This is a genomic window from Chryseolinea lacunae (genome assembly GCF_016735595.1).
Classification (GTDB): domain Bacteria; phylum Bacteroidota; class Bacteroidia; order Cytophagales; family Cyclobacteriaceae; genus Chryseolinea; species Chryseolinea lacunae.
Genome location: NZ_JAERRB010000002.1, coordinates 357,472 through 379,551 on the forward strand (window position 1 = coordinate 357,472; position 22,080 = coordinate 379,551).

18 protein-coding genes are annotated in these 22,080 nt (G+C 49.6%); 10 read left to right on the forward strand and 8 right to left on the reverse strand.

All coding sequences use genetic code 11. The features are described from left to right. Nucleotides 1–339: 339 nt before the first annotated feature. The 4 genes from JI741_RS07280 (at nucleotide 340) to JI741_RS07295 (ending at nucleotide 6,518) form a co-directional block, all read left to right on the forward strand. Nucleotides 340–1,878 carry an HYR domain-containing protein gene (locus JI741_RS07280; protein ID WP_202008382.1) on the forward strand — a complete coding sequence of 513 codons (1,539 nt, stop codon included), beginning with the start codon at nucleotides 340–342 and terminating at the stop codon, nucleotides 1,876–1,878. A gap of 34 nt (nucleotides 1,879–1,912) precedes the next feature. Beyond that, nucleotides 1,913–2,830 (forward strand): PorP/SprF family type IX secretion system membrane protein, encoded by a 918-nt coding sequence (locus JI741_RS07285; RefSeq protein WP_202008383.1) that lies wholly within the window; start codon nucleotides 1,913–1,915, stop codon nucleotides 2,828–2,830. Nucleotides 2,831–2,901: 71 nt separating this feature from the next. Next, nucleotides 2,902–4,458, forward strand: coding sequence for a tetratricopeptide repeat protein (locus tag JI741_RS07290; RefSeq protein WP_202008384.1), 1,557 nt, complete (start codon nucleotides 2,902–2,904; stop codon nucleotides 4,456–4,458). 11 nt (nucleotides 4,459–4,469) lie between these two features. Continuing rightward, a complete protein-coding gene (locus JI741_RS07295) occupies nucleotides 4,470–6,518 on the forward strand; it encodes a sensor histidine kinase (protein WP_202008385.1) in 2,049 nt (682 codons plus the stop codon). A 175-nt stretch (nucleotides 6,519–6,693) separates the two neighbouring features. Here JI741_RS07295 and JI741_RS07300 read toward each other — a convergent pair whose 3' ends face one another. After that, nucleotides 6,694–8,712, reverse strand: a complete 2,019-nt coding sequence (locus JI741_RS07300) for a M13 family metallopeptidase (protein WP_202008386.1) — start codon at nucleotides 8,710–8,712, stop codon at nucleotides 6,694–6,696. 811 nt (nucleotides 8,713–9,523) lie between these two features. Here JI741_RS07300 and JI741_RS07305 point away from each other — a divergent pair. The 4 genes from JI741_RS07305 to JI741_RS32770 all read left to right on the forward strand — a co-directional run bounded on the left by JI741_RS07305 (nucleotide 9,524) and on the right by JI741_RS32770 (nucleotide 13,134). Beyond that, entirely contained in the window at nucleotides 9,524–11,473 is a 1,950-nt protein-coding gene (locus JI741_RS07305) for a T9SS type A sorting domain-containing protein (protein ID WP_202008387.1), read from the forward strand. Nucleotides 11,474–11,703: 230 nt separating this feature from the next. Beyond that, nucleotides 11,704–12,225, forward strand: coding sequence for a nicotinate-nucleotide adenylyltransferase (locus tag JI741_RS07310; RefSeq protein WP_202008388.1), 522 nt, complete (start codon nucleotides 11,704–11,706; stop codon nucleotides 12,223–12,225). A gap of 379 nt (nucleotides 12,226–12,604) precedes the next feature. After that, a complete protein-coding gene (locus JI741_RS32765; RefSeq protein ID WP_202008389.1) occupies nucleotides 12,605–12,850 on the forward strand; it encodes a nitroreductase family protein in 246 nt (81 codons plus the stop codon). After that, complete coding sequence (locus JI741_RS32770; protein WP_202008390.1) at nucleotides 12,850–13,134, forward strand: nitroreductase family protein; 285 nt, start codon at nucleotides 12,850–12,852, stop codon at nucleotides 13,132–13,134. Before JI741_RS32765 ends, JI741_RS32770 begins: the two co-directional genes overlap by 1 nt. Nucleotides 13,135–13,419: 285 nt before the next feature. On the opposite strand, the gene JI741_RS07325 is transcribed toward JI741_RS32770, so the two are convergent. The 3 genes from JI741_RS07325 to JI741_RS07335 form a co-directional block, all read right to left on the reverse strand. Then, nucleotides 13,420–13,713 carry a chaperone modulator CbpM gene (locus JI741_RS07325; protein WP_202008391.1) on the reverse strand — a complete coding sequence of 98 codons (294 nt, stop codon included), beginning with the start codon at nucleotides 13,711–13,713 and terminating at the stop codon, nucleotides 13,420–13,422. Between the two features lie 2 nt (nucleotides 13,714–13,715). Next, nucleotides 13,716–14,591, reverse strand: coding sequence for a DnaJ C-terminal domain-containing protein (locus JI741_RS07330; RefSeq protein ID WP_202008392.1), 876 nt, complete (start codon nucleotides 14,589–14,591; stop codon nucleotides 13,716–13,718). Nucleotides 14,592–14,780: 189 nt separating this feature from the next. Continuing rightward, the gene (locus JI741_RS07335) at nucleotides 14,781–14,936 is read right to left on the reverse strand and encodes a hypothetical protein (protein ID WP_202008393.1); all 156 of its coding nucleotides are present in this window, start codon (nucleotides 14,934–14,936) and stop codon (nucleotides 14,781–14,783) included. Between the two features lie 385 nt (nucleotides 14,937–15,321). On the opposite strand from JI741_RS07335, the gene JI741_RS07340 reads away from it, so the two are divergent. Further along, the gene (locus JI741_RS07340) at nucleotides 15,322–16,380 is read left to right on the forward strand and encodes a response regulator (protein ID WP_202008394.1); all 1,059 of its coding nucleotides are present in this window, start codon (nucleotides 15,322–15,324) and stop codon (nucleotides 16,378–16,380) included. Nucleotides 16,381–16,460: 80 nt separating this feature from the next. Here the strand turns inward: JI741_RS07340 and JI741_RS07345 are convergent, their stop codons facing one another. The 4 genes from JI741_RS07345 to JI741_RS07360 form a co-directional block, all read right to left on the reverse strand. Then, a complete protein-coding gene (locus tag JI741_RS07345) occupies nucleotides 16,461–17,186 on the reverse strand; it encodes an ABC transporter ATP-binding protein (RefSeq protein ID WP_202008395.1) in 726 nt (241 codons plus the stop codon). A gap of 9 nt (nucleotides 17,187–17,195) precedes the next feature. After that, the gene (locus JI741_RS07350; RefSeq protein WP_202008396.1) at nucleotides 17,196–18,455 is read right to left on the reverse strand and encodes an ABC transporter permease; all 1,260 of its coding nucleotides are present in this window, start codon (nucleotides 18,453–18,455) and stop codon (nucleotides 17,196–17,198) included. Next, nucleotides 18,452–19,552, reverse strand: coding sequence for an efflux RND transporter periplasmic adaptor subunit (locus JI741_RS07355; protein ID WP_236675940.1), 1,101 nt, complete (start codon nucleotides 19,550–19,552; stop codon nucleotides 18,452–18,454). The genes JI741_RS07350 and JI741_RS07355 overlap by 4 nt, the downstream gene beginning before the upstream one ends. A 310-nt stretch (nucleotides 19,553–19,862) precedes the next feature. Next, nucleotides 19,863–20,996, reverse strand: a complete 1,134-nt coding sequence (locus tag JI741_RS07360; protein WP_202008397.1) for a baeRF3 domain-containing protein — start codon at nucleotides 20,994–20,996, stop codon at nucleotides 19,863–19,865. 341 nt (nucleotides 20,997–21,337) lie between these two features. On the opposite strand from JI741_RS07360, the gene JI741_RS07365 reads away from it, so the two are divergent. Next, entirely contained in the window at nucleotides 21,338–22,015 is a 678-nt protein-coding gene (locus JI741_RS07365; RefSeq protein WP_202008398.1) for a BON domain-containing protein, read from the forward strand. Nucleotides 22,016–22,080 lie beyond the last annotated feature (65 nt).

The following is a 22,080-nucleotide window of genomic DNA, read 5'->3' on the forward strand; positions in this document are numbered from 1 at the left end:
ACTGAACAAGGCGATTCAAATCACGGATGTGACTTTAATGTGTTGAATGAACTATTAGGCTATTGAAGTGGGGAAATTTTTCCTCACTTAAAAAGAATTTGAGTTTTATTTTATTGGCAGTCGACTGTGTTCGTGTTTTTCTGCGTGGCTTGAGTTAAATTCCGATGGATTTGTACTCATTTATTTTTTATGGCCCGGCGACGCGGACTTCAGAACTCACTAAAGCTTTCTGTTCTAATTTTTGTTTTTTTCCTTTCATTCTCTTCGCGCGCGCAAGAGTGTGGTTGTCCTCCGGTTACGCAATGTAATTCGTGTTCAGGAGGAATAAGCAGCTTAACCTTGAAGTATACCGGCTTTCTTCCTGCGCTGGTTTCGGTTTTCGACAACGCATCACAAGTTTTTGCAGGCACGGTTTTACCGGGTGCAACGTTCGCACTCAACGGTCAAAGCAATGGCAAGTTTGCCGGCAATGACATCAACCTGTTTGTGATCGGCATCTGGAATGCCAGCATCAAAACAAGTTGTGGTCTTGACTTCGATCCCGCCACGCGTTATGGACTCTTCATGATTGTGAGCGCTACAAGCAAAAATGGTGGTACGCTGTGTTGTTCTTCAAATGGCAGTGCGGGTGGTTCTCCAGACATTGCCGGGTGCCCCGCCAACATCGACGTGGCGCCCACGGCCAACTGTGGCGCAACCGTGACGTGGACCCCGCCCATAGCCACGTCGTGCGATTTGCAATCGTTCACCTCTACGCATCAACCCGGATCTGTTTTTCCGATCGGTTCCACAAAAGTGATCTACACCGCGAAGGATGGAAATGGAAAAAGCAGCACCTGCAATTTTAACGTGACCGTGCGCGATCGAACGGGCCCAACACTCGTTAACGCGCTGGCCGACGTGACCGTTAGCACAGATGCAACGTGCAAGGCTGCGGCAACATGGCCCGCACCGGCGTTCGTAGATGAGTGCACCGTGTCGTCTGTCACCAGCTCTCATACTTCGGGAAGCATCTTTCCACTGGGCAACACCGTGGTCACCTACACAGCAAAAGACAATTCGGGCAACACATCCACATTCCGGTTTTCGGTTGTGGTGAAAGATCAGACCGCGCCTGTCGCCAGCCGCTGTCCCACCGAAGTGGTGGTGAAAGCAAAAGGCGGATGCAGAGCAAGAGTTTCGTGGGATGCGCCCCTGTTTGTTGACGACTGCAGTGCTGTGACGGTGACAGCCTCACACAATCCGGGCAGCGATTTTCCGGTGGGTGAAACGGAAGTGATCTATTCGGCCAAAGACAAATCAAACAACACAACGGTATGCAAATTTAATGTGGTGGTGCAGAACGAAACGCCACCCGTCTTTTCGAGATGTCCCGAGGACATCACAAGGGTGACTTCCACCGGTACTGGCGAAACAGCCGTGGAGTGGAGACCGCCCTCGGTCAGAGCCGACTGTGGCATGCCTTCGGTGGTAGCATCGCATAAGCCCGGCGATTTGTTTCTGCCCGGCACCACCACGGTGCGCTACACAGCAACCGACATTTCCGGCAACGTGTCGACATGCAGTTTCCAGGTAACGGTGAAGTGGGAAGACTCAAGCCTCGACATCATTCAGCTCGTCACACCCGATGGCAACGGCACGAACGACTGGTGGTTGATCGGCAATATTGAAAAGTATGCAACAAACAAAGTAGTGGTCGTGGACCAGTTTGGAAGTGTTGTCTATTCCGCCACGGGCTACGACAACGACAAGCATGTTTGGAACGGCGAAAATAAAAAAGGCGAGTTGGTACCCACCGGCACTTACTTCTATACGATATCCCTTCAGGCAGGCCCAAGCGTGGTGGAGAAGACCGGTTTCATTGAAGTGGTGCGATAAACAAAGACAACGGCATGACAGGTGCCAATTTTTTATGAGATTTTTTTTAATCGCCATTGTTTTGCTTTTTTCTTGCGCTGTTGTGACGCGGGCGCAACAACGTCCTCAATTCACACAGTATATGTTCAATGGACTGGTGCTTAATCCTGCCTATGCCGGAGCCGACGAGGCATTGAGCCTCACGTTCATGAACCGGGCACAATGGCGGGGCATTGAAGGTGCGCCGGTCACACAAACGCTCACGGCCCATACGTTGTTTGGTAAGCAACATATCGGCGTGGGACTTTCGATCATGAATGAGAAGATCGGCATTCATAAAAACCAGCGCTTCATGGCAAGCACGGCCTATCATTTGAAGGTGTCGGAAAAGAGTGTGGTGTCTGTGGGGCTGCAAGGTGGCGTGAACGTATTGAAGTCAAACTACGGAGCTTTGAACACCGGTGCCGCCGGCGCAACGGACCCACGGCTTGCCAACACGGGATACTCCAATGCCTACGCGAACCTTGGACTGGGTGTTTATTACCGGAGCCCCACATGGCGCGCAGGCCTTTCGGCGCCAAGCCTGCTGCCCGAGCGGTTTTCGGAAAGCGATTCTTCCACCATCAATTGGCAACGGGCAAACTATTTTCTGTTTGCAAGCTACCGCGTGGTGCTTACCAGCAGCCTCAGCCTGGAGCCCGGTGTGTTGGTGAAATACAACCAAGGGCTGCCCGTATCTTTCGATGTCAACGCCTTGTTGATCATTAAACAAGCGCTGACACTCGGGCTTTCCTATCGCAGATCTGAATCGCTCGACTTTCTTATGAAGGCGCAGGTAACACCACAACTTCAACTGGGCTATGCCTACGACTTTGTGGTCGGCCAGGTGAGCAGCGTGAGTCGCGGCACCCACGAATTGATGGTGAACTACATTTTTAAATATACCCACGAAAACGTTTCGTCGCCCCGATGAAGAACAGGTCCCGCCGATATCTCGATTGTTCTCGCCGACGTTGGTCGACGGTGTTTGTCATGATGTTTTTGATGAGCACCGCGATCCGTGCGCAGGAAACTGTTTTCTCGTTTCTGAAATCGGATGCCGCCAAGGCCGATGACTATTATGCAGCCAAAAACTACAGACAGGCCGTTAGGTTGTATGAAACCGCCACGGCCAATAACAACACGGATCGTTATTTTTTGCCCATAGCGCGTTCCTATTATTTTCTTCACCACTATCACGAAGCCGTTACTTGGTATGCGCGTGCCCTTGACGCAAAGACGGTGCTTCCGGCAGACGACCTTTACCGCTATGCCGAATCGCTCAGTGCCATGAAACACTACGATGCGGCGATACAATACTATACCCAATATCAAAACCTGACAGGCAACGACGCGCTGGTGCTCCGTAAAATCTGGCGGCTTCGAAACCGCGAGTTTTTATTTGAAGACTCTATTCACTACACGGTGAAACGTCTGTCGACAAATTCGGAGGCATCCGACATTTGCCCGGTGGGCTTTGCCAATGGGTTTGTGTTTCTGTCGAACCGCCCGCGGGCCGAGGTGGTGCAGCAACTCGACGGCACCACTCCTTTTTTTCGCCTCTATCGTTCGGACCAACGTGCCGACACCGTGGCTGAAAATGTTGTGCTGCACTACGGCACCCCGGGGCTTTTTGCCGGCAATCTTGCTGCGAAATTTCAAAGCGGTCCCGTATCGTTTTTCAACAACCAGAAACGCATGGCCTATGTAACCAGCGGAGCACTGTCGCCGAAAGACAAAACCCGACGCACGTTGCAACTTTTTTTTGCCGATCGCGAGGGTGACGGATGGAAGGCCGGCAGTCCGTTTCTGTATAACAGCACCGAATATTCCATCCATGCTACGGCTGTGCGCGAGGATGGTTTGTTACTTTATTTTTCGTCGGACATGCCCGGTGGTTTTGGCGGCAAAGATTTGTATAGCTGTGCGTTTGTGAATGGACAGTGGAGCAAACCTGTGAACCTGGGAGATCAGATAAACACCTCGGGCGATGAGTCGTATCCGGCGCTGGTGTCGGGCACGTTATATTTCTGTTCGAACGGACATGCAGGTTTGGGAGGGTTGGATGTGTTTAGCGTGCCCCTCCGGCCGAATGGATTTGGGGAGGTGCAGAACGCAGGTTATCCCATCAATACAAATTTTGATGACTTCGGGTTGTGGTTGAACGAGGGTGGATCAAACGGTTTCCTCACCTCTAACCGCGAAGGCAGCGACGATGTGTTTGAGGTGACCGTCGATCTTCAAACGTATCCCTTCCTGATGACGGGAATTTTGAAATTCAAAGAGCAGAGCTGGAGCGATTCTGACGACCTGAAAATATTTGCGGGCGCTAAATTGCAGCTCATCGACAACCTGAAGAACGCGGTGGTGCAAAGCGCAACGGCCGATCAGTCGGGGATGTTCAAGCTCACCATTCCCTACTTCACACAATACCGCATCAAAGTGATTGCGGAAGGTGGGGCAGAAGAGGTCTATGTGAGCCTGGACCTTTCGAAACGGCGAACGGCCGATAACACCTATGAAATTGTGGTGGTGAAAAACTCATTTAAGAAAGCAAATTAATAAACATGCGTATGGCTGTCGCCAGATATTTTTTTCGAATCTATTTTGTGCTCATCGTTTGTCTGAGCGTTGGCGACGTGCGGGCCCAGGAAAAAAGCATGGTGCAAATCAAGGCCTTCGATCAGCAGATGAATGCCATGAGCAACATCAGTGTGTCGATAAATGGAAAGGAATTTTTTTCTATCGAAGGAAAGAAACCCGTGTTTCACGATGTGCCAAAGGACGACCTTCCGCCGAAGTTTATTCGCATCACACCGGCAGAATGGGAAGCAGAGTCGTGGAACTACAGCCGGGGCGTGTTGGAGATAATGATCCGAAAGAAATTGTATGTGGTGGTGCATGTGAAAGTGGAAACCGGCGACCGCAAGCCGCTGACAAACCTGGCTGTGAGTTTCAAAGGAAAGAAGTCGCTCGCGGCACAAACCAACGGACGCGGCGAACTTGAATTGCCACTGGCACTGGATGAGCAGATAACGTCGGCCGACCAGTTCTTGGTGACGGGCCATCGCGTGGTAGCGCTGCAATCGACGGAGAACGGAAAGGTGCTCGTGCTAGAGACTCTGCAAAAAAAGGAAAAGCACGCCGAGCCCACAACGTTCAAAGACTTTGACCTGGCGCGACTTGACTCCATCCGTTCCCTCACCGTGTTTTATGCCGTGTTTAAAAACTATGACTTCGACAAACTGGACGAGATTACCAGAAGAAAGATCGACGAAAAGTTTTATACACTGGTCAACCAACTTCAGCAGCCCGCGAAACCCAAAGCGTTTATCGGTAAAATCTCGGATTCATCGTTTGTGAAAAACGACGTGGCCAACCTGCTGGCACAAGCACGACTCGAAAACACTATGCTCGATGACTTCCGGAATGATTTTGATAAAAAAATACTCATCATCAATCAAAAACTGGCGGGCGGCACGGCCAACCTCCGCGGCGCAGACCGGGAACGACTGGTGGGTGACCTGTTGTCGCTGGAAAAAGTGCTTGAACAAAACGAGGATAAGTTCTATAAAAACATATCCGACTACCGGATCATACTCTCGTCCCTAAAAGCATCTTTCTCCGATATTCAGGTGTTGGAAGACAAGCTCAGCGCCAGCGAAAGGAAGCTGGTCGAAGAACAGCGTGTGTTTCGCACCAAGATTGTGCTGGCCGTTTCGGTAGCGCTCATTTTTGCCACACTGGTCATATACCTGATCATGCTTCGCGACCGCGTGGAAAAACAAAAGAGAAGCCTGGAGAAGGCAAACGATGAAGTGAAGAACATCAACGAGAATCTGGCAGGCATTGTATACGAGCGTTCGAAGCTGTTGCTGGAGGCCTATAGGGAACTGGACATCTTCCTCTACCGCGCATCGCACGACCTGCGTTCACCAATCTGCACGGTGATTGGTCTTTGTAATATTGCCGAGCACGGTGAAGAAGATCGCCTGGACATGATTCGCAAGATTTCGGATACGGCCGTGAAAATGGATGGCATGCTGAAGAAGCTGCGGATGATGAGCGAAGTCAACCACCCCGACAACTATTCGGATGTTCATCTGGCGCGGAAGATACAGCATGTGATCGGGAACTTCAGCACATTCATTTCCAGAAACAACATCGAGGTGCTGATTGATTGTCCGGACGACATGCGGTTCCATTCCTATCCCGGTTTGATCGAGATCATACTCCACAACCTGGTGGAGAACGCGCTATTCTTTAGCGCCGTTCGCAGGGACCATGACGCAAAGATCTCTGTGAAGGCCACGCTGGAAAATAATCAGCTGGTGTTGATGGTGCATGACAATGGCATTGGCATCGACGACGATGTTCGCCTGAGACTGGGCGATATGTTTTTTGTGGGCCATGAATATTCAAAGGGAAATGGCCTGGGGCTATACATCGTGCGAAAGTCTGTGCAGTCGCTCAATGGCAAGATTGAGGTGCAAACAAAGTCCAACGTCTTCACGCTGTTTTCGGTAACCATCCCGGTGAACGCCAGCACAACTTCCATGATCGGCCGCCTGGGCGAGACCACCCAGGTTCATCTCGAAGCTTTTGAACATGCTGTGTCTTGAGTGATTATGCTTAGGAGAAAGTCACCATCAAATAGCGGGATCATGAATGGCGTCAGTAAATGCTTTCAATCAAAATGAAGCAGTTCCGAATTAATCTTCCAGACTAAGTCGGAACTGCTTTAATAATGATGAATGACGGCTCCTGTTAACTACAGTGAACCTAAATGAACAATCCTTACCAAACCGTTATCCTTTCGTTCTCCGGCTTAAACATTTTGTCGCCTTGCTGCACATTGAAGGCTTTGTAGAACGGCGTGAAGTTCATGAGCGGACCGTTCACACGCCATTTGGCCGGTGAGTGTGGATTGGTGTTCACATACATGCGCAAAAATTCGTCTCTTGTTTTCACGCGCCATATTCTTGCCACCGAAATGAAGAAACGTTGATCGGGTGTGAAGCCATCCAGTTTTGTGGTGTCTTTTCCTTGCTCTGTCAATTTAAAGGCATCGTAGGCAATGGCAACGCCGGCTATGTCTGCGGTGTTTTCGCCAACGGTTAATGCGCCTTTCACATGCACAGAGTCGAGCACCGTGAACGAATTGTATTGGTCAATTACCTGTTGCGTTTTTGCTTTGAATTTTTCGTAGTCACCTTTTGTCCACCAGTTTGTCACATTGCCCTGTTTGTCATACTGTGCTCCCTGGTCGTCGAACGAGTGTGTTATTTCGTGGCCGATCACCATGCCAATGCCGCCATAGTTGAGGGCATCGTCGGCATACAAATCGAAGTAAGGCGATTGCAGAATTCCGGCGGGGAAAACAATTTCATTTAGCGGGGGATTGTTATAGGCGGTTACGGTTGGCGGTGTGGTGAGCCATTCCGTTCTGTCTACGGGTTGTCCTATTTTCGTGAGACTGTAGAGGTAGTCGTTTTTGTTGGCCGATAAATGATTCTCAAAATACGCGTCTCTCTTCACGTCCACATTGGAGTAGTCTCTCCATTTGTCGGGATAGCCGATTTTCTCGGTGAAGGCATACAGTTTTTCTTTCGCCTTTGCTTTGGTTGAATCGCTCATCCAGTCCAGGTTGTTGATGCGTGCTTCAAAAGCTTTTTCAAGATTGTCTACCAGCACACCCATGCGTTTTTTGGCGTCTTCCGGAAAATATTTCTTCACATACAGTTGTGCCAGCGCATGTCCCAGCGAGGCGTCAACAGCCTGGGTCATTTCTTCGCCACGTGTTTTTTTAACAGCCTGGCCGGTCAGCACTTTTGTGTATTCGAACGACGCATCGGCAAAGGGTTGGCTCAGGAAGTTTGCATAGGTGGTGAGGGCGTTGGCTTTCAAGTAGAGTTTCCAGTCGTTGATGGAAACCGATTTCAACATCTTGTTCAGGTTGTCATAATAGCCGGGCTGTCCCACGTTGATGGAATCGACCTTTACACCCAGGTCGTTTAACAACGCCGTCCATCCCAGGTTGGCGTGTTTCTTTGAAAGCGCGGCCACGGCCAGCTTGTTGTAGTTAGCCTTCACATCGCGGAGTTCGATATTGGTTCGGTGTGCGGCGGCCAATTGTTTTTCGATGCCATAGGCAACGGTTGTGTTTTTCTCAGCGGTAGCGGCGTCGGTCCCTGTCAATTCAAACAAAGTGGTGAGGTATTTTTTGTAAGCCTTTTGGATGGCAAGCGTCGAAGAGTCGGTCTTGAAATAATAGTCCCGTTCAGGCAAACCAATTCCGGTTTGGTAGAACTGTGCAATGTTCACCGTGCTGTGTTTGTCGTCGGGGCCAACATAAAAACCGATGATGGAACCCGTGCCCACTTTTTGTTCTTCGGCCACCAACTTCAACAACGAAGGCACATCGGTCACGGCGTCAATGCGTGCGAGCGCAGGTTTGATGGGGTCATAGCCACGTTTGTTGATGGCGGTGGTGTCCATTCCGGAAGCATAAAAATCGCCCACCTTTTGTTCGATGCTGCCGGGCTGATTTTGACTTCCCGAAACGCTGTCGAGAATTGCCCGGAGACGAATACGCTGGGGAAAATTCAGAAATGAATAAGAGCCTACGCCTGTCTGGCTGGCCGGTATCCGGGCGGTGTCATACCAGATGCCGTTGGCATAGGTAAAAAAATCATCGCCCGGTTTTTTGGAAGTGTCAACTCCTGTGATGACCACGCGCTTCGTGTCGGTGTCAGCAGCTTTCTTACAGGCTCCTGCCAGCAGCAGTGCGAGCGCGAAGTATACTAGTTTTTTCATGGTTGGGTATTTAGTAAATATGGGTCCATGCGCACACCTGCGCATGGATTTCGAAATTAAAAAAAATGGGTCAATCTCAAGCGGTGTAGAGTGGTTGAGCGGTAAAAAACAGGGGCTGGAGATGGGTAGAGAAGACCTTTCGTTAGGGTTGATCGATCCGCACAGCAGGGATATGAACGATTTCCCTCAACCCAACTCGGCCCACTTTGAACGTTGTTGATTTTTGTATTCAGCAAAACGAAAGAGTACTGCCTTTGACTGATGCCATAATGTCTGTGTTAGCGTTTGGGTTGAATAAATTTACGTGATGTGGTTGTGACTGTTGCCAAGTAGACCGAAATGACATTGGATCAATGATTACGTTTTCATAGGCGATTCTCATCTCGAAAACACAGATAGCAAAGTTTGCTAACCCCACACCCATACCTGGTCCGGGTAGGTAATAGATTTGGTTCTATCGGCATAGCAAGTGCACAGGATAAAGTTGCTTTCATAGCCAGATATGGATCGATTGCAGTTTGCAATGCTACCAGAGCAAGTTTAAGCCACACGGGGCTTACCCTCGCTGTATGAGGATTTCAACGAATTGATTGTAGTTATTATTTGGCCGATAAGGATCATTCCCCTCACGTGATGAAGGTCATTGTTGTTGCGCAGGTCAGGCTGCTACATTTCTAAAGTTGGCGGGTAGTGCATAGGGATATATAGAATCCTAGCCGGACAGCCGTGGTCGGTGAATAAATATGTTGGGCTGAACGTGAGTACAGGGACAATAAGTACCATCCTAAATAAATCCAAACTTCTAACAAAAATGAAAACGAAAATTCACCTGATTCTTCTGGTCCTGACGGTGGGTGTCAGAAGTGTGTGGTCCCAGGATTCCTGGACATCGAAAACTGCGTTTGCCGGCGGTGTGCGATATGGCGCTGTCGGGATTTGTATTGGTGATAAGTGCTACGCTGGGTTAGGCAACGACGACGCGGGGAATCACTACAATGATTTTTGGGAGTTTGATGCCATCAACAACACATGGACCCGGAAGGCAGATTTTCCCGGGGGGGCGAGAACCACTGCGGCAGGGTTCGCCATTGGAAACAAGGGTTACATCGGCACGGGCTCTTATACACCTGGCGACATTAACTGGACCTGGTATAACGACCTTTGGGAGTATGACCCCGCGAGCGACACATGGACGCAGAAGGCAAGCTTTGGAGAGCGAGGCCGCGGGCTTGCCGTAGGATTTAGCATCGGGGGCAAGGGGTATATGGGAACAGGAACCTACCGGTTCAATAGATTTGTGGACGCCGTGTATCTCGATGATTTTTGGGAGTACGACCCGGCAACCGATCATTGGACGCAAAAGAAATCAATACCGACGGAAGGAAGGACGGGTGCTATTGGTATGGCCATTGGAGATAAAGCCTACGTGGGATTGGGTTTCTTCTATTATGACACGCGCAAGGATGACCTATGGGAATATGATCCAACGACAGATGCCTGGACGCAAAAGGCGAGCTTTGGCGGCGGCCCATGTGTTAATGCCTCGGCCTTTAGCATAAACGACCGCGGCTACGTGGGAAATGGTTTTAACTATGGCTACCTGACCGAATTCTGGGAGTATTTTCCGGGGGCTGACCTTTGGACAAAAAAAACTGACTTCCCCGGTGTGGTGCGCGAATCGGCAACAACGTTCAGTACCGCCACCAAAGGCTACATCTTTACGGGAGGTAACAACACCGGGAGTTTAAATGATGTATGGGAGTATACACCATGTGGTGATCCGGTTCTCTTCTCGCCGCAGCAGTTGTTTTGCTACAGTCCGACGAATCGCTATGGTGTGATTCCGCTGGTGGTGTATGATCCCTGCGGCACGCCGCAAGTATCGTACACTATCTCCGGACCCACCACGCGCTCGGGCACGGGCATAGATGCCAGCGGATTTTTTAATCCGGGCATCAACAAGATTACCTGGCGAGTGATTTCCGCGACGGGAAAGGTGGTCACGCTGGAAACCACTATCGTAGTTCAGGCAAAAATGACAGTGCGTATTCCCGATAGCTATGCTGTTCAGCGGGGAGGGATGCCCAACACGTTGTATGTGGGATATGGGCCTTCCTCGCTCACCCTCACGGCGAAAGTAACAGGAGGAGAGCCCTACGCCGGAAATACGTTTCTCTATACATGGTCGACGGGGGAACATACGAAGTCGATTACCGTGAATCCCACTGTGGCCGGAACCTATTCGTATTCCGTCGTGGTGCGTGATATGATCGGATGTGAGAAGACAGACAGCCTATCCGTTAGGGTAGTTGATGTGCGGTGTGGTAGCCGTCTGCAAAAAATTGAAGTATGTCTGGATTCGCACCGTCGCCATGGCAAGTCGGTTTGTGTGGATGGCCATGCGGTGGCAAGTTTGCTGCGTCATGGGGCTATGTTAGATAACTGTTCGTGCCGGGTGGATGGTGAGGAGCATCATGCAGACGCCATTGCTGCGCGAGACGAGGACGAGGAAGATATCTATGTGTATCCGAATCCAAGCGGAGGCTCGTTCGTTCTTCAGTGGATCAATTGGGGCGCTACACCCGTTAGAATTCAGATCGTGGACCGCTACGGTAATGAAGCGTTGTCGCAACAGGTCAACACTCTTGACGATGTTCAGCGGGTGCCTATTGAAATGCCCGCGTCTGCTAATGGGGTGTACGTTATTAAGATTGTGAGTGATACAGGCATAAAAACGAAGAAGATTATAATACAGAAATAATAGAAATGGGGAAACAAGGAATCGCTGCGCCGACCGTAGCCATTCCTTGTTTTGTTGTTTCCATCGAACCAATACAATCCCTACGCTTGAGCAGCAGGCCGATTTCCACACCCGAAAAAGGTGTTTCATATCAAACATCTGACGACTTGCTGAGCAATATCATTTCCTTCCCGATAAAAAACAGGCACCTTTCGTGTGTTAGCTATTTCTCAACATAAACACTATACTGTATGAAAACCTCAACCATTATTCGGACAAACCTCGTTATCGGGGTGTTGATGATGACAAGCAACGTTTACCTGTTGGCACAGGAAACCCTTCCTGAAATTACGGTCACAGAAGCAAGGTACAAATATCTCAACGCGGTGAACCCGGAAGACGCGGCCCAGCCGGTGAATATGCTTGAGCACTATGCGGCAGCCTATGATCTGAAGGGCGCCGAATTCTATGAAGATGAGTATGACAATTATATCGTGAGCTTCTTCATTCCAAACGGGAAAATCCTGGCGTTCTATGATAAAGATGGTAAACTGCTGCGTACTGCCGAACGATTTAAAAACACAGCCGTGCCGCTCCAAATCAGCAAAGCCGTGGCTAAAAAATTCCCCAATTGGACAATTTCGCGCGACGTGTATGTTGTGACGTATCATGCGAATAGCGGCTCTGCCAATAAGCAGATTTATAAGCTCATGCTTGAAAACAGTGGAAAGCGAATGCGCGTGAAACTTAACAGCGAGGCGGAATTTCTATAGACCTATTTCCGTTGTTGTTAACGGGCTGCTGGAATATGAAACTCCGTCTATCAGGTGGCGGCCTGTGCACTTCATATTTCAGCAGTTTTGTTTTTGCCCGTTCGCAATTTTTTCTCAGGGCATATTGTGCTTCTTGGTGCTGATAAAGATCATAGACATCGAATGATTAAATTCCTTTCAATTTCTTTCTTGTCGGCGCTTCGTGAACGGGTGTCAAAGGTTCCGGAAGAAAGCGGTTATGAACTTGGTCGGAGGCAGGTATTTTGAAGTGATGATATCGGTTATTGATCCCGTGACGCCGTGTGGCTAACTTTAATCGGCTGCGATGGCTTTGAAGCGAGAACGTGGACCATGCTGAAGCAACGGCCTATGTAAGGCAATGCAAGACGTAGTGACGATAATTTACGAGCGCCGGGCAGTGCGGAAATATGATGACCGGGCAGTGGAGCGTCGGGTAATTGACGAACTCATTGATGCCAGCCGTATGGCACCTTCGGACATGAATCTACAACCTTGGAAGTTCTATGTGTTGGCCGAGCATGATTTGATCAATGCAATGGATGCGCAGATCCGACTCGTGGCAAATGATATTTACACGATGCCAAACATGACCGCGTTTCTGTAGTGATCCTCATAGCGGCTCCAAAGGAGAATGAATGGGCCGCATTGGATATTGGTATGTGCGCGCAAAATATTATGCTATCGGCAAGTGCTGCGGGGCTTTGTACCTGCCCGGTTGGTCTGGGGAAATTTATAGAACGAACCAACCTCTATTCGCTGCTTGACATTGCCGACGCAGACCAGGTGTTGATCGGTATTGCACTAGGCTACGGCGCTGAAAAACCGAAGGTGCCAGAACGAAAAAAGGAAAATGTGTTTTATGTGCGGCATGGCGTTCGCGGCCGTTGATGTCTGAAGGCGAAATTTTACGTCACCCGCGCGACTTTTGGTTAACGCTTTTGATATTCTCTACGAACGTTTCCAACTGTTGGAGAGGGGCGTGAAGACCAGAAAAAAGATGGAGGTTCAAAAGGCGATGACACATGGCAGCCCTTGGCGGGTGCCCTGTGTTTTCACAGAGTAGGGTTGAACGCAATACGGAACCATCCGACAATGTGTCGTGAGGCGTTGCCCGCGTGGCGATTTGCGTGGCCAGCCACTGCAGTGTGGTGTAAGTAGTGTGGCCGATGCCCTTCAGGATTCATAAGCTTTAATACGGTTGGTTAGCCTGGTGATTTGGTCTTGCATATCGTCCATCCGGTCCAGCAAATGGATGATGGTCTCGATGCCTTCCAGATTAATATCAAGGTCAAAATGAAAGCGAACTATTTTCTCCAGCCGATTCAATTCCGATAGCGGTAGATAGATGTCATCCTCGATTTTCTCGGTAACAATGATGCCGCTGTTGGAAAGCGAATGGATGAACGACACCGCTATGTTGTGGTGAGCGCAAAATAGACGTGCCGAAATTTTGTCTTCGCGTTCCATAATCATTTGGTTAGTTGTGCTAATTCAGTAAACAAAGCTTTTTGTTTTTCGCTTAGGCGGGTGGGAAGCCTCACGTCGAAGGTTACATACAAATCGCCTGTTTGGTTTTCCTGTTTGTAGACCGGAAAACCCTTTCCTTTTAAGCGAACCCTGGTGCCCGGTTGAGTTTCGGGATTGATTTTCATTTTCACTTTGCCGCTCAGCGTGTCTATGGTGGTTTCGCCACCGAGCAAGGCCGTATACAAGTCAATGGTAGTCGACGTGAAAAGGTCGTTTCCAATCCGTTTGAAGTGGGGGTGGTCGGAAATCTGAAAGGTGATATACAAGTCTCCGGAAGGGCCGCCATTTGCTCCCGGTGTGCCGTAGCCTTTCAATTTGATGGTCTGACCATTTTCAACACCGGCGGGAATGGTGATGCGGATATTTTTCCCGTTCACCGAAAGGGTTTGCTGATGTGTTTGCGCGGCATCGGCAAGTTCGAGGTGAAGTTCTGCTTGGATGTCCTGTCCCCTGAACTTTGCCTGGCTGCGTCCTGCCTGTCGGCCAAACATCGATTCGAAGAAGCTCGAGAAGTCGCCTTCGCCGGCGAAGTCCTGATCCGAGAAGGTTTCACGTCGGCTGTTGTGTTGTTGCCGTTGTTGGAACTCGGGGGCATGCTGCCAGTCTTTGCCATGTTGATCGTATTTCTTGCGCTTTTCAGGGTCGCTCAACACTTCATTGGCTTCATTTATTTGCTGAAATTTTTTGTGTGCGTCCTTGTCGTTCGGATTTAAATCCGGATGAAGTTTCCGGGCCAGTTTGCGATAGGCTTTTTTAACCTCATCGGCAGAGGCGTTTCTGTCGATGCCCAGTACGTTGTAGTAGTCAATAAATTCCATGGACAAAGCGTGGTTTGAATATCTTAGCTGCGGTTCTGCTGGCTGCTGCCTGAAGATAAAAAATATTCCGGACGCTGGAAAAATGCATTAGGTGGATTTCTAACGGGTAACCGGCAGCGCGCACGGAACTGTTGAATACTCACTCCGCGTGGGCGAGGATCGTGTTGATAGCCACAGAAGAGTCCCACATTAATCCGCGGGGTAGGCAAGTCGGAAGTATATGTAGGTTATCGTCGCCAGTATCAGCGCAACCAGAAATGTGATGGTCAGGGTCAGCACAAAATAGCGCAAGTGAGGTCCCCGCACATGCTGTTGGCGAAAATCCTCGATAGGTTGAAGTTTCATATTACGGTGGTGCTTGATATTTACCCTAAGGTACCGTGGTGTGATGGTGTTGAAAACGATGGCTGTTGGTGTTGGCGATGAGAGAAATCATCGGGGCCTGAGACTACAGGAGAGTTGATAGGCCAGGGACACGGCGTGTTCTTTTTTGCACTCGATTTCTGATTAAAATCACTTTGACCACTGACGATACTCATCGGGCAGATCCTGCGGTGACATTAATTTAGCATGCCTATCAGGCAGATCTTTTGCAGACTACAACCTCATATTGGTTTTACGCGCATTCCGTTTTTATGCAGGGAACTACTTTTGAGCGATGTGTTTGTGCGTGCATAAGGATGCCTCATCTGGATGTTAGGTCGTGTTAGTCTGTTAAACTACCTATGCTATGAGCTACCGTATTTTGCTTATTGAAGACAATCCGGAAATGGCTGAAAACATTTCCAGCATTCTCCACCTGGCGCGGTATGATGTTACCCATGCGCCGAATGGGAAGATTGGCGTTGATCTTGCACAGCGGACTCAACCCGATTTGATATTGTGCGATATCATGATGCCCGAACTGGATGGGTATGGAGTGTTGCATATTTTGAACAAAGACGCTGATACGGCCAGCATCCCGTTTATTTTTTTGACGGCCAAGGCTGATAAATCAGATTTTCGTGCAGGCATGAATCTGGGCGCCGACGACTACATCACCAAACCTTTCGATGGGCATGATTTGTTGAAAGTTGTTGAAACAAGGCTGAAGAAGAGTGAATTCCTGAAGACGTCGCTTGGCAACACTGCTGGCGACGTAAGCGCCTTCTTCAACAAGGCCCGTGAATTAAAAGATTTTCAAAAGTTGTCTGAGAACCGGCCCGTGAGGTCGTTCAAACGCAAAGACCTGATCTTTATGGAGGGGCAAAGCCCCAACGATCTCTATTTTATTGAGAAGGGAAAGGTGAAGACCTATAAGGTCAACTGCAACGGCAAGGAATTAATTACCGGCATCCATGGCGAAGGAGAATTTCTCGGATTTGTGCCCCTCCTGGAAGACAAGGTCTACAATGAGAATGCCGAGGTGCTGGAGGAAGCACGGCTTACGATCATTCCAAAAAGTGATTTCATTACGCTGATCTATTCGAGTAAGGACGTGGCCCGGAAGTTCATCAAAATGCTTTCCAATAACCTTGAGGAGATGGAAGACCGTTTGCTCGAGGTTGCCTATCAATCTGTTCGGCAGCGCGTGGCCAGCGCATTGTTGAAAATCAATTCCAGGTTTGCCGAAGAAAATAAGCCCACCCTTATCACGATTGCGCGGAGAGACATTTCCAATATCGTAGGTACGGCAACGGAATCGCTTAATCGGACTTTAGCGGATTTTAAAGATGAGGGACTGATCGATATTTATGGAGAAGGCATAAAGGTGTTAAATTATTCCAAGCTGGAGAAGTTGTCGCACTGAAACCATGCGATGGTTCTAACGGCTTTGCATGGGTGGTGATGCTCTTGTGTGACAGGCAGGCTTGCAACTTGGGTGTGTGTTTAGAGATGGGCAGTATCGAGCGATTTCTTTTCCGGCGGTGTCGCGGATGATACGATTCGGCCGTCTTCCATTTCGATGATGCGGTGGGTTCTTTTTGCAAACTCTTGGTCGTGCGTTACCACCAGCAAGGCCTGGTGATGTTCGGTGGTGAGTTGATTGAAAATGTTGAATACCGATTCACTGTTTGTTTTGTCGAGATTGCCGGTTGGCTCGTCGCACAAAATTATGGCGGGCCTGTTGATAAGGGCCCGGGCAATGGCGACACGCTGTTTTTCACCCCCGGACAATTGTCGGGCTTTCTTTGAAGACGTCGCGTGAATATCGAGCAGCCGCAGCAGTTCCATGGCCCGGGCACGAATATGTTCTTCGGAAGAACTGGCTAGTTTGAGCCCGGGAAGCATTACGTTTTCGAGTACCGTGAATTCATTGAGGAGGTAGTGGAACTGAAAGACAAACCCAATTTTTTCGTTTCGAACGCGGGCGAGTTCCCGTTCGGTTTTTCCTTTCATGACGCTTCCGTCAATGACCAGCTCTCCTTCGTAGTCGGTGTCCATGGTGGAGAGAATGTAGAGCAAGGTTGATTTGCCGCAGCCTGACTTGCCTGTGATCGATACAAATTCGCCTTGGTCTATCGTTAACGATATGTTTTTGAGCACAGGAATGTTTATAGGGTCGTGAAAACTCTTACTGATGTGTGTGGCCCGTAGAACGTTTCGTGCTGCCATGATGATTGCTTATTTGCCTCTGATGATCACCACCGGGTCGATCTTACTGGCTTTGCGTGCGGGAGCCCATCCTGAAAGATAGGTTGTGATTAATGAAAACGAGGCACCGATGCAGTAGAACGCGGGGTTGTAGCTTACCGGATAGGTTTTGAGCGTGGGCAATGAAGCCGTGTTGAACGGGATGTGGTCGATGCCATAGGAGAGCAGAAAGCCAAAGATCAGGCCAAGCGATCCGCCGACCAAGCCGATGGAGAGGGCGATGGTCATGAAAATTCGGTTCACGTCGCGGCCCGCAAACCCCGTGGCTTTTAGAATGGCAATAGAATCCATTTTTTCATAGATTAACATATTAAGGATGTTATAGATGCCAAATCCCGCCACCACAAGCAGTGTTACGCCCACCGCGTAGGAAATGAGCGAGCGAATAAAAGAGCCTGTTTCAAACTGACTGTTTGACGTTAGAATGTCTTCGGCATCGGTGTTGAACAGGGCACTGAATTCGGTTGACAGCTGCGCAGACTTTTTCAGATCGTGCAGGCGAATGTGGATGTCGGTGATATAATCGCCCGGCTGGTTCCAGATTTTCTGTGCGGTGGCCAGTGAGGTATAGCTCTGCACTTTGTCGAGTTCTTCGATGCCTGACTGATATATGCCAACAATCTTCAAGGAGAAAGCGTGGCGTTGGGCTGTGGTTACATACACCACGTCGCCCACCTGGGCGAGTAATTTATGGGCGAGTGATTTTCCCAGAATAATGCTGTTGGAAACGTCGTTGAGATCACTCGGCTTTCCCTCGACAATGTATTCGTTGAACCGGAAAACTTTGTCTTCTTCGGCTACGTCAATGCCCGTGATCACGCCGGTGATATCGACGGGCCCGTCGTTGAAAAAAACCTGTGCCGTGATTTTTGGAGCAACGCCCTTGATACGCGGGTCGCGGCGCAATGTCTGCAGCACGGCACGGCTGTTATAAATCTCCTGCCGACTGGAACCGGGCTTTACAGAACGGATGAAATTGTAGCTCTTACTAAAGGACTTACTGGAATTGATGGGCTGGTGCGCATTGGGCCTGACTTCGTTGTAGAGTCGGATGTGCGGTGTCCTGCTGAGAATCATATCGTCGAGCATTTCGTTAAGTCCCATCATAAAGCTGAGCAACGCAATGAACATGGTGATGCCAAAGGTGACACCCGCTGCGGCTACAGAAGTTTGCCGCCAGCGGGCCAGCAAAAGCGATCGGGCAATGCGCATGATGAGCTTGAAATTCACGGTGACGGTTTTTTGATGACATCGCTCCCGGACAGGCCGTCTAGGATTTCTGCATACGCGTAGTCACGCGCTCCTACAGTTACTTTTCTTTTCTGGCCGTTAGCCAGCACAACCAGCGAATCGGAAAGCAGGTAGGTGCGGGGAATGGTTAGTGCGTTTTCTTTTGCACGGATAACGATGTTTGCTTCGGCAGACAGGTTTGGATATAGCGTGGCTGGCCTGGTAGCAAAGCTGGCCTTGACGGTGAATGAGCGAGATGTCGGGTCCATCAAGGGCTCAATCTCTTGGATTCTTGCTTCGAAGATTTCTCCCCGATAACTATCCAGCGACAGAATGACACGTTGTCCCACCTGCAACCGTGGAATATCATATTCGTCGATGGTAAGTTCCAGTAAAAAATCGTTTGCATCGCCCACGATCGCAATGGGTTGTTGTGGATTTGCGAACTCGCCCTTTTCCTTGAGGACCTTGTAGACCCGGCCGTCTACACGCGATCGGATGATGTAGTCGTCGTCAAGTGCTGAGCTGATCCGCCAGTTGGTTTTAGCCTGCGCATCGGCAAACTGGAGCTGCTTCCACAGGTCGGCGTAATTGAGTTTAGCGACACGATAGGCGGTTGATGTATTGAGAAAGTTCACTTCGCGTTGTTCCACTTCGATACGACTTCCCACGCCCTGGCTCCAGAGGTTACGTTGGCGTGTCAATAGCAGTGAGTCATTCACCATCTTTGCTTTGGCCAGTGCAACGGTTGCCCTGGCTGCATTGAGCTTTGTCTGATTGACTTGAAAATCTTCGTATTCGGACGCCAGCCTGGCGTTTTGGGTGTTGAGTGTGGATACGTTGTGATGAAGTTGCACCAGAATATCTCCCTGCTTCACCAGAGCACCCTCGTTTGCCAAGATGTCGTGAATTGTGCCGGCAACGGTGGTGCATACCTCGTATTGATTTTTGGCTCTCACCGTACCGGAAGCATAGACGGATTCGGTGATGTTGCGAACCACAGGACTTGCTTTTTCGATTTTGCCAATGCAGCAAATCATCGTTATCGCGATCCAGGCATACAGCAAAAGGAATATTCGTTGATGGCCAATCTCCATGATGCGGTGTTGTTTTTGACTGACTAAAATTATTGTTGGCACAGAGAATGGTTGATGATATTTGTCAGGTGTTTCCGGAACTTATGTCAGGGATCGGTTGCCGGTGAGCCCAGAGAATTCAACCTCATTTCTTCATCCTGGCACGCTGCTGATACCCATGAAAAATGAAATGATAATGTATTGTTGTCGTGAAGAAAAAACGACAGCGGCGCCGAACTGACGGGCAATCTGGTGATCGGACTTTTTGGATGGCTAGGCGTTTCTGGGAGCTTGGTTGCTTTGAAGGGAAGCCTTAGCGTAGGCGAGATGGCTATATCTCCACCGTTTCTTCATAGCGCAGTAGGATGGCGATGTGTTTGTAGTGCTGAAGCATGTCATTATCGACGATCACCACCTGTCCACCTTTTTCTTTGACCATTCGCACTACCTCGCTGGCCGCGTTGGGCACGATATGGTGTTGGGCCAGGGGTGGAGTGATGTAAAGCTGCCTGGCATTTTGGGCATCCGAGTAGGCCGTGACGTGATAGTCCTTTTCCAGAAGCAAGACAAAGACGTTGCCTTCGGAGGCCGCTCGCCAGACGTTTCGGATTCCGGCCGTGCCCATGTGTGAGCCCATGCTTTCGTCAAGTTTGCGCAGCCAATCATGGTGCCGGGTCTTCACCGACGTAAGTATGGTGTTCCAGACGCTGTCGGCGAGCGGGTGAACGGCATCATGGTCATAGTTACCTTTGATCACCCCGGTAAGCTGCTGCTTGTGGTGGCTGAGGTTTTCGAAGCTGCTCACTTCTTCGCTCACCCCGGCAATAAACAGGGGCGTATCTTTCTTGAGATACTTACCCAAAGCGGCGTCAGATTTTCGGACGAATGCTTCCAGCCGGATGGACTGCAACTCCGATTTGTCTTTCTCGAATGCTTTGAGGGTGTTGCCGAAGGATGTGCCGATGCTGGGATGTTCGTATTCAAACTCCTCTTGATAGTGTTTTGGGAAATCGGCGTTTTCGACTTCCTGCAATTCCTGACCGCTGCCTTTCAAAAGACGAATCTTCTTCTTGCTTAGCGCCAGCAGATAATATGGTTCAAGAAACTGCGCATAGTATATCATTTCCTGAAGCTCAAAGCTTTTGCCAAGCATGATTTTTTCCTTTACCGAAAAGGGAAGAAGATATATTTTGAAGACCGCAGGGGAAATAAAGATAGCCAGTCCTTTTTGCAGACCTATGGTGTCGATTTTTGAAGCCACGACGTCCAACCGTATCTCCAAACGGTTGATCTTGTCGCGCGGCCAGGCACTGTGGGTCAGTAGCAAACGTGCTTTCTGCAGCGCCTTGCTGACGACTACCGCGTTGCTGGTTCTTGGATTTGTGAATCGTGGCGTAGAAATTACGATTGACACACAAGGCGTGTCTTTTTCGGCAAGCAGATCATCGATGTCGGTGGTGTCCATAAGAATTTCTGTTATAGGTTGACAACCATTTTTAAATCATTCAGCGATCCGGCGTCGTGCATGGGGGATACTTCTTTGCCGGGAATTTACTAAGTGTTTGTATGCGTGCTGAAAATGTTATCAATACTATACGAATCGTTTCGTTACCACCATGATATCGGTTGGGGATATGTCTGATAAAAATCACAAAGCCCGAGATTGGTTGATCTACGCTGGATGATTCAAATCATAGAAAGTGCGTGACCGTTTTCATGGCACGGTCTGCGCTGTGAGAAATAGTTTTGTGTGTCTGGAAAACCTGTTGTGGGTGGTTCGTATGTTCAATCCTAAAAAAAAATAGTATGAAAACAAACACAGAACTTCAAAACGATGTTATGGCCGAATTCCAATGGGATTCGAATTTGCGTAGTGTTGCCAGCCAGATTGGCGTGGCGGCTAAAGACGGCGTGATCACGCTGTCGGGCCTGGTGGACACTTATAGTAAGAAGATAGCTGCCGAAAGGGCCGCGCAGCGTGTGCAAGGTGTGAGGGTTGTTGCTTCGGATATCGAAGTGAAGATTCCGTCGTCTCTCAAAAAAACAGACACAGAAATTGCAGGAGCTATTCGCGACGCACTGCGGTGGAACACGCTGGTGGACGAGGGCAAAATGGCGATCAAGGTTGAAGACGGTTGGGTGACGATGAGCGGCGAGGTGGAGTGGGCATTCCAACGGTTGTCGGCCGAGGAGAGCATCGAAAATCTGATGGGCGTAAAAGGTGTCACCAACCTCATCGGACTCAAAACAAAACGGATCGATACACAGGAAATCAAACGCGAGATCGCTGCCGCATTTCACCGCAGCGCCACGGTCGATTCGTCGGCGGTAAAACTTGACGCTCAGGGCTCGCGGCTCACGCTGACCGGAACGGTGAGGTCGTATGCCGAGAAGAAGGAGGCCGAACGCATTGCGTGGTCATCGCCCGGAGTGTTGACCGTTGACAACCGCATCGGAATTGATTCGGAAGTGTTCGCCGATTGATGTCCCGTTGCGCATGGCCGTTCACGCTATGTACAGTTTCACGGGAACATTTCGGATGATGTGCC

Bases quoted from the DNA above. Each gene is read 5' to 3' on its own strand.
- JI741_RS07325 (WP_202008391.1), bottom strand. From the start codon at position 13,713: ATGGAACGCGAAGACAAAATTTCGGCACGTCTATTTTGCGCTCACCAC.
- JI741_RS07355 (WP_236675940.1), bottom strand. From the start codon at position 19,552: ATGGAGATTGGCCATCAACGAATATTCCTTTTGCTGTATGCCTGGATC.
- JI741_RS07345 (WP_202008395.1), bottom strand. From the start codon at position 17,186: ATGGCAGCACGAAACGTTCTACGGGCCACACACATCAGTAAGAGTTTT.
- JI741_RS07335 (WP_202008393.1), bottom strand. From the start codon at position 14,936: ATGAAACTTCAACCTATCGAGGATTTTCGCCAACAGCATGTGCGGGGA.
- JI741_RS07310 (WP_202008388.1), top strand. From the start codon at position 11,704: ATGAAAACCTCAACCATTATTCGGACAAACCTCGTTATCGGGGTGTTG.
- JI741_RS07305 (WP_202008387.1), top strand. From the start codon at position 9,524: ATGAAAACGAAAATTCACCTGATTCTTCTGGTCCTGACGGTGGGTGTC.
- JI741_RS07330 (WP_202008392.1), bottom strand. From the start codon at position 14,591: ATGGAATTTATTGACTACTACAACGTACTGGGCATCGACAGAAACGCC.
- JI741_RS32765 (WP_202008389.1), top strand. From the start codon at position 12,605: ATGCAAGACGTAGTGACGATAATTTACGAGCGCCGGGCAGTGCGGAAA.
- JI741_RS07290 (WP_202008384.1), top strand. From the start codon at position 2,902: ATGAGCACCGCGATCCGTGCGCAGGAAACTGTTTTCTCGTTTCTGAAA.
- JI741_RS07295 (WP_202008385.1), top strand. From the start codon at position 4,470: ATGGCTGTCGCCAGATATTTTTTTCGAATCTATTTTGTGCTCATCGTT.
- JI741_RS07365 (WP_202008398.1), top strand. From the start codon at position 21,338: ATGAAAACAAACACAGAACTTCAAAACGATGTTATGGCCGAATTCCAA.
- JI741_RS07300 (WP_202008386.1), bottom strand. From the start codon at position 8,712: ATGAAAAAACTAGTATACTTCGCGCTCGCACTGCTGCTGGCAGGAGCC.
- JI741_RS07340 (WP_202008394.1), top strand. From the start codon at position 15,322: ATGAGCTACCGTATTTTGCTTATTGAAGACAATCCGGAAATGGCTGAA.
- JI741_RS07360 (WP_202008397.1), bottom strand. From the start codon at position 20,996: ATGGACACCACCGACATCGATGATCTGCTTGCCGAAAAAGACACGCCT.
- JI741_RS07285 (WP_202008383.1), top strand. From the start codon at position 1,913: ATGAGATTTTTTTTAATCGCCATTGTTTTGCTTTTTTCTTGCGCTGTT.